Here is a 3,280-nt window from a genome sequence, read left to right as displayed (position 1 = left end):
AACACAGTGGACGCGAGCAACTGAGGACAAGCCCTCGGCCTATTAGTACCGGTCACCTCCACACGTTACCGTGCTTCCAGATCCGGCCTATCAACCCAGTCGTCTACTGGGAGCCTTAACCCATCAAGTGGGTGGGAGTCCTCATCTCGAAGCAGGCTTCCCGCTTAGATGCTTTCAGCGGTTATCCCTCCCGAACGTAGCCAACCAGCCATGCCCTTGGCAGGACAACTGGCACACCAGAGGTTCGTCCGTCCCGGTCCTCTCGTACTAGGGACAGCCCTTCTCAAGACTCCTACGCGCACAGCGGATAGGGACCGAACTGTCTCACGACGTTCTAAACCCAGCTCGCGTACCGCTTTAATGGGCGAACAGCCCAACCCTTGGGACCGACTCCAGCCCCAGGATGCGACGAGCCGACATCGAGGTGCCAAACCATCCCGTCGATATGGACTCTTGGGGAAGATCAGCCTGTTATCCCCGGGGTACCTTTTATCCGTTGAGCGACGGCGCTTCCACAAGCCACCGCCGGATCACTAGTCCCGACTTTCGTCCCTGCTCGACCCGTCGGTCTCACAGTCAAGCTCCCTTGTGCACTTACACTCAACACCTGATTACCAACCAGGCTGAGGGAACCTTTGGGCGCCTCCGTTACTCTTTAGGAGGCAACCGCCCCAGTTAAACTACCCATCAGACACTGTCCCTGATCCGGATCACGGACCCAGGTTAGACATCCAGCACGACCAGACTGGTATTTCAACGACGACTCACACCGAACTGGCGTCCGATGATCAAAGTCTCCCAGCTATCCTACACAAGCCGAACCGAACACCAATATCAAACTGTAGTAAAGGTCCCGGGGTCTTTCCGTCCTGCTGCGCGAAACGAGCATCTTTACTCGTAGTGCAATTTCACCGGGCCTATGGTTGAGACAGTCGAGAAGTCGTTACGCCATTCGTGCAGGTCGGAACTTACCCGACAAGGAATTTCGCTACCTTAGGATGGTTATAGTTACCACCGCCGTTTACTGGCGCTTAAGTTCTCAGCTTCGCCGAGACGAATCTCGACTAACCGGTCCCCTTAACGTTCCAGCACCGGGCAGGCGTCAGTCCGTATACATCGCCTTACGGCTTCGCACGGACCTGTGTTTTTAGTAAACAGTCGCTTCTCGCTGGTCTCTGCGGCCACCCCCAGCTCAAGGAGTGAAATCCTCTCACCGGATGTGGCCCCCCTTCTCCCGAAGTTACGGGGGCATTTTGCCGAGTTCCTTAACCATAGTTCACCCGAACGCCTCGGTATTCTCTACCTGACCACCTGAGTCGGTTTAGGGTACGGGCCGCCATGAAACTCGCTAGAGGCTTTTCTCGACAGCATAGGATCATCCACTTCACCACAATCGGCTCGGCATCAGGTCTCAGCCTTATGTGCGACGGATTTACCTACCGCACGGCCTACACCCTTACCCCGGGACTACCATCGCCCGGGATGGACTACCTTCCTGCGTCACCCCATCACTCACCTACTAACCGCTTGGTCCGGCGGCTCCACCACTCCCCTCAACTCCGAAGAGATCAGGGCGGCTTCACGGCCTTAGCATCACGATGCTCGATGTTTGACGCTTCACAGCGGGTACCGGAATATCAACCGGTTATCCATCGACTACGCCTGTCGGCCTCGCCTTAGGTCCCGACTTACCCTGGGCAGATCAGCTTGACCCAGGAACCCTTAGTCAATCGGCGCACACGTTTCCCACGTGTGTATCGCTACTCATGCCTGCATTCTCACTCGTCAACCGTCCACAACTCGCTTCCGCGGCTGCTTCACCCGGCAGACGACGCTCCCCTACCCATCACAGCGGGCGTTGGCCCTCATGCTGCAATGACACGACTTCGGCGGTACGCTTGAGCCCCGCTACATTGTCGGCGCGGAATCACTAGACCAGTGAGCTATTACGCACTCTTTCAAGGGTGGCTGCTTCTAAGCCAACCTCCTGGTTGTCTGTGCGACTCCACATCCTTTCCCACTTAGCGTACGCTTAGGGGCCTTAGTCGATGCTCTGGGCTGTTTCCCTCTCGACCATGGAGCTTATCCCCCACAGTCTCACTGCCGCGCTCTCACTTACCGGCATTCGGAGTTTGGCTAAGGTCAGTAACCCGGTAGGGCCCATCGCCTATCCAGTGCTCTACCTCCGGCAAGAAACACACGACGCTGCACCTAAATGCATTTCGGGGAGAACCAGCTATCACGGAGTTTGATTGGCCTTTCACCCCTAACCACAGGTCATCCCCCAGGTTTTCAACCCTGGTGGGTTCGGTCCTCCACGAAGTCTTACCTCCGCTTCAACCTGCCCATGGCTAGATCACTCCGCTTCGGGTCTTGAGCATGCTACTGAAACGCCCTGTTCGGACTCGCTTTCGCTACGGCTTCCCCACACGGGTTAACCTCGCAACACACCGCAAACTCGCAGGCTCATTCTTCAAAAGGCACGCAGTCACGAGATGGAAGCAAGCTCCCATCCGACGCTCCCACGGCTTGTAGGCACACGGTTTCAGGTACTATTTCACTCCGCTCCCGCGGTACTTTTCACCATTCCCTCACGGTACTATCCGCTATCGGTCACCAGGGAATATTTAGGCTTAGCGGGTGGTCCCGCCAGATTCACACGGGATTTCTCGGGCCCCGTGCTACTTGGGTGTCTCTCAAACGAGCCGCTGATGTTTCAGCTACGGGGGTCTTACCCTCTACGCCGGACCTTTCGCATGTCCTTCGCCTACATCAACGGTTTCTGACTCGTCTCACGGCCGGCAGACCGTAAAAGAGAGATCCCACAACCCCGTATACGCAACCCCTGCCGGGTCTCACACGCATACGGTTTGGCCTCATCCGGTTTCGCTCGCCACTACTCCCGGAATCACGGTTGTTTTCTCTTCCTGCGGGTACTGAGATGTTTCACTTCCCCGCGTTCCCTCCACTTGCCCTATGTGTTCAGACAAGGGTGACAGCCCATGACGACTGCCGGGTTTCCCCATTCGGAAACCCCCGGATCAAAGCCTGGTTGACGACTCCCCGGGGACTATCGTGGCCTCCCACGTCCTTCATCGGTTCCTGGTGCCAAGGCATCCACCGTGCGCCCTTAAAAACTTGGCCACAGATGCTCGCGTCCACTGTGCAGTTCTCAAACAACGACCAGCCACCCATCACCCCGAACCCTTACGGTTCGAGTGCACTGGGGCCGGCACTGAAGGAACAAACATTCCCTCAGACACCCAACAGCGTGCCCGAC

At 57.0% G+C, this 3,280-nt stretch carries 1 rRNA gene; it reads right to left on the bottom strand.

Annotation, left to right across the window (positions count from 1 at the left end):
* Positions 1 to 22: 22 nt before the first annotated feature.
* Positions 23 to 3,144: ribosomal RNA gene (locus tag GA0115242_RS06830) — 23S ribosomal RNA — on the bottom strand.
* Positions 3,145 to 3,280: the final 136 nt, after the last annotated feature.

It is taken from the genome of Streptomyces sp. SolWspMP-5a-2 (assembly GCF_900091845.1).
Classification (GTDB): domain Bacteria; phylum Actinomycetota; class Actinomycetes; order Streptomycetales; family Streptomycetaceae; genus Streptomyces; species Streptomyces doudnae.
The sequence above is the reverse complement of the archived record's forward strand: the minus strand, read 5'-3'. Positions and strand labels throughout refer to the sequence as shown.